Consider the following 4,298-nt stretch of genomic DNA (forward strand, 5'->3'; position numbering starts at 1 on the left):
AGTGTCAAGCACTGGAATGACATCACAGGGGCACTGGAATTTTTGTTTCAATATTTGTACATTAGCCATGTATCTGAACAGATACATTATTAGTATAGAAATTGTCTATCAAAGATCCTTTCATTCAGAGGGTAATCTTTGTCAAAAAGCAAAGTTATTGTGTTTTCGTGGTCTTTTTGTATTTTTATCTGTGATATATTATGAAACTCCTTGTAATCTGATACTACAAGTGCTGGACGGTTTTTTGTGTCGTTAATGTCAATTTGTACGATCGTATCATTTGAGATTAGTGCTCCATTCCAATGCCTTGGGTAATAGCTATTGATAGAAGTGAGTGCAAGTAAATTTGAATTTAGCGGCAAGATTGGGCCACCGGCAGAGAAGTTGTATGCAGTGCTGCCTGTGGGGGTAGATAATATTACTCCGTCCCCTCTAAATTTCTCTACTTTTAGCTTATCGTTGATAGTAATATTCATCTCTACTATTTGGTTCGCTTTTCTAAAAACGTATACTTCGTTTACTGCTATGTAATGATATCTCTTGCCACTTGTGTCTGTTGCTTCCATTTTTAGCAAAGTTAACTGAGTTGAAGTTGCATGCTCTATATGATCTATTAAATCTTCACTGCAGCTAAAGCATTTATTCATCAAAAACCCAACATTGCCAGTGTTTATCCCATACACATGCATGTTTTTATTTTCTATGACGTAATTGTGCAAAGTGCGTAGCATAAAGCCATCACCGCCGACAACTATCAATAGATCGATTTCGGACTTATTTTCTTCTGTTATATTGATAAAATTAAGTTTCTTTAATAGTTTAGATACTTCCTGCGATTTTGGTGATGGAGAAGCAACATAGCCTATATTTTTGTATTTATGCATGCTTCAGTAAACTCTCTAAAACCTAAAGAGGAGGAAAATTAGAAAATGCTTCCATATTTATCGTTAAACTTAGCTAATTTGCTAGTTTTACTTGCTAACCCGCTTGTCAAACTTCCAGTCCATGCGGGGTGAGTAAGAGGATCTCTATCAAGCTTTACCCTGTCTCCCTCCTTTCCATAAGTGGAACGAGTTTCAAACTCTTGACCGTCTGTCATAACTATAATAATTTTATGATAACTCATTGTTGCTTATAAACTTTTAGTCAGTTAATATTCTAGTGAGCTTAATTCACTAAGTCAATCATTATTCTAAAATATTGACAAAAAATAGATAAAATGTTATACTCAATAGGGAATAAATAATAGTTATCATGATTTTCGCTTTCCCTGGTCAGGGCTCTCAGTTTGTAGGAATGGGAAGGAGCTTATATAGTGAGTTTTCCGTTGCAAGACAAGTATTTAATGAAGTAGATAGCATATTGGGTAGAAAGCTGTCTCATTTAATCTTCAACGGTCCTATTGAAGGATTAACCATTACAGAAAACGCTCAGCCAGCTATAATGGCAGTATCAATTGCAATGCTACGTGTTATGGAGCATGTGTTTGGCAAATCTCTTTTCACTGATCACAATGTTAAATATGTTTGTGGGCATTCAGTTGGCGAATATACAGCGCTGTGTGCTGCAGGAGCGTTAACGCTTGAGTCTGCAATCAAGCTGCTGAAAGTTCGCAGCGAAGCAATGCATGAAGCTTCACTGAAATGTAAAGGCGGAATGGTTGCGTTGCTTGGAGCAGAGACAAATGAAGTGGAAGATATATTGAAATCAGTTCAAATTGACAGAATTTGTGAAATTGCAAACGATAACGGTGGCGGACAAGTGGTTATAAGTGGCACTAGAGAAGCTCTTGAAATGTTGCCCGATTTATTCAAAAACTCGAGTGTGAGGAAACTAATTAAATTACAGGTTAGTGGGCCTTTTCATTCATCTCTTATGAAACCTGCTGATGAAAAAGTTTTGGAGTTTTTGAAGGGTATTAAAATAACCCGTCCTATAGTTCCTTTGATATCAAATGTTACAGCTAAAGAGGAGAGTGATCCCAAAGTTATAAAAACTTTACTCGCCAAGCAAGTTGTAAGCAGAGTGAAATGGAGAGAAATGGTTTTGTATATGTCAAGCCGTGGCATTAACAAATTTGTTGAAATTGGTCCTAATAAAGTTTTATCTAATTTGGTCAAAAGAATTGACCAATCTATCAGTACAAAAAATATAGATAGTATTGGTGATATTGACAGCTTCTTTAATGAATCATTAGTACTAACAGCGAAAAATTTAAAAGTTGGATTAAGTTAAAACACATCTATTTGATGTGATTCCGGTGCATAACGCTGCCTAGCTGGAATGACAGAGGGTAATGCAAGAAATCAACGAACTGCCTGTCATTTCGTTTGGTTTTTTAATTCCAAGTAGCTGTAAAATAGTAGGGGCAATGTCAGATAACCTTCCGTCTCTTAGTTTTAGATTATCGCAAGACACAATAAATGGCACTTTATTTAGAGTGTGTGCTGTATGAGGTGTATTATTTTCTTCATCGAACATACATTCCACGTTACCATGGTCTGCAGTAACAATTAATGCGGTGTTGCTTGACTTTTTAACAGCATTCAGCACTTTCGCAAGACAATCATCTACAGCTAGCACAGCTTTCTCGGCTGCTTTTATATTACCTGTATGCCCTACCATATCAGGATTAGCGTAATTTACAACTATCAGTGCGAATTCTTGGGAGTGAATTTTTTCTACAAGCTTTTCTGTAAGCTCGAAGGCTGAGATTTCGGGCTGCAAATCGTAAGTTTGAACTTTTGGTGAGGGAATGAGTATTCTTTCTTCACCAGAGAAAGGTTCTTCTTTTCCACAATTGAAAAAGAAAGTCACATGAGCGTATTTCTCGGTTTCGGCGATACGTAATTGTCGTAATTTATTGTCTTCTATTGTTTGTCCTAGAGTATCAGCGAAAGAAGTAGGAGGAAAAATATAAGGAGTTTTGAGATCTTCTTTATACTTCATCATACTTAAAATTGAAGAGAATTTTGCTACCTTAGCGTAATCTGTTTTGCCAAGCAAAATACTTGCTAATTGTATCATTCGATCAGCACGAAAGTTAGCCAACAGCACTCCATCCTCTGGTTTTATACCTTGATAGTCACCTATTACTGCGGGCCTAATAAACTCATCAGTTATGTTATTTTGATAATTTTCATCAATCAACGATACTGCATTATCATGACAAGGTGCCTTTGCAAATGCGATAGCCTCATAAGCTTCGATTGTTCTCTTCCACCTGTTGTCACGGTCCATAGCATAGTAACGCCCAGAAACAGTGGCAATTCTTGTGTCATTTCCCTTTATACTCTTTGTAAATTCTTGAATGCATTTTTTTCCTGAATTTGGCAATGTGTCTCTGCCATCTAAAAATGCATGTATCACAACTTTTATTCCATGCTGTGATATTTTATTTGCTAAAGTTGAAATATGCTTTTGATGCGAATGAACACCACCATCGGACACCAATCCCATTATATGGCATACTCCATTCTTACTTTTTAGATCATTAATAAAACTTTGTAGATTTACATTGTTTTCTATTGTTCCAATCTCTTGATTAATGCGCTGAAGGCTTTGCATTACTACTCTACCACTGCCAATATTCATATGGCCAACTTCTGAGTTACCTATTTGACCACCAGGTAACCCCACATCAGTTCCACAGGCGGATAAACTGCATTTTGGATAATTAGAGCTAATATATTGCCAACAGGGTGGATTTGCGTTGCTAATAGCATTGTATTTACTGTTTTCTACTCCATTTCCCCAGCCATCTAGTATACATAAAACGACTGATTTAATGCCCATATAAAATCAACACTAAAATTCAACAAAGAAGAGCTCCCCGGGCCGGATTCGAACCAGCGACCAATTGGTTAACAGCCAACTGCTCTACCACTGAGCTACCGAGGAATAAACCGTTTTTAGTTTACCATGTTGAACGTTGGTTGTAAACGTTTTTTGTGTAGACTTTAAGTCCAACTGGTCACAGAAACGAAAAAACTTACTTGACAAACTCCGCCAGCCCTCTTGTCATGAAACTGAAGCTATTGTATTTGCTTTCCCCAGTCTGCAGATTAAAAAGTAAGGATTACCTAATGTATCGGCGTTTTATGTTCAATTTTTTGCAGTATATGGACACTGTATGTCTTTACAAAACTTCATCTACATCTAGATTTTTATCTAAATAAGCTGAACGCGCTTATAAAGCGTTACAAGACATCAAAAAATGCCAATACTTGACAGAGATAGTAAAAGACTAGCTAACTCGGGGATTCTTTGTCTTTTTTTCTGCTTGGTAAATTTCTTAA

The 4,298-nt window shown here is 36.6% G+C and carries 4 protein-coding genes and 1 tRNA gene; 1 reads left to right on the plus strand and 4 read right to left on the minus strand.

Going from position 1 to position 4,298, the window contains the following annotated elements:
- Window positions 1-89: 89 nt before the first annotated feature.
- Together OZD63_RS04860 and rpmE are read right to left on the minus strand one after the other, a co-directional pair.
- A complete protein-coding gene (locus tag OZD63_RS04860; protein ID WP_070356930.1) occupies window positions 90-884 on the minus strand; it encodes an NAD kinase in 795 nt (264 codons plus the stop codon).
- Window positions 885-922: 38 nt separating this feature from the next.
- On the minus strand, window positions 923-1,126 hold the full coding sequence (gene rpmE, locus OZD63_RS04865; protein ID WP_274979528.1) for a 50S ribosomal protein L31: 204 nt from the start codon (window positions 1,124-1,126) through the stop codon (window positions 923-925).
- Window positions 1,127-1,254: 128 nt separating this feature from the next.
- Here rpmE and fabD point away from each other — a divergent pair, with 128 nt between their 5' ends.
- Window positions 1,255-2,235, plus strand: a complete 981-nt coding sequence (fabD, locus tag OZD63_RS04870; RefSeq protein ID WP_275008275.1) for an ACP S-malonyltransferase — start codon at window positions 1,255-1,257, stop codon at window positions 2,233-2,235.
- Window positions 2,236-2,274: 39 nt separating this feature from the next.
- Here the strand turns inward: fabD and gpmI are convergent, their stop codons facing one another.
- Together gpmI and OZD63_RS04880 are read right to left on the minus strand one after the other, a co-directional pair.
- A complete protein-coding gene (gpmI, locus tag OZD63_RS04875; protein ID WP_274979526.1) occupies window positions 2,275-3,795 on the minus strand; it encodes a 2,3-bisphosphoglycerate-independent phosphoglycerate mutase in 1,521 nt (506 codons plus the stop codon).
- 33 nt (window positions 3,796-3,828) lie between these two features.
- A tRNA-Asn gene (locus tag OZD63_RS04880) sits at window positions 3,829-3,900 on the minus strand.
- Window positions 3,901-4,298 lie beyond the last annotated feature (398 nt).

The organism is Wolbachia endosymbiont of Drosophila leontia (genome assembly GCF_028981785.1).
Classification (GTDB): domain Bacteria; phylum Pseudomonadota; class Alphaproteobacteria; order Rickettsiales; family Anaplasmataceae; genus Wolbachia; species Wolbachia pipientis.

Coding starts and splice junctions, on each gene's coding strand:
- OZD63_RS04860 (WP_070356930.1), bottom strand. CDS start 884: ATGCATAAATACAAAAATATAGGCTATGTTGCTTCTCCATCACCAAAA.
- rpmE (WP_274979528.1), bottom strand. CDS start 1,126: ATGAGTTATCATAAAATTATTATAGTTATGACAGACGGTCAAGAGTTT.
- fabD (WP_275008275.1), top strand. CDS start 1,255: ATGATTTTCGCTTTCCCTGGTCAGGGCTCTCAGTTTGTAGGAATGGGA.
- gpmI (WP_274979526.1), bottom strand. CDS start 3,795: ATGGGCATTAAATCAGTCGTTTTATGTATACTAGATGGCTGGGGAAAT.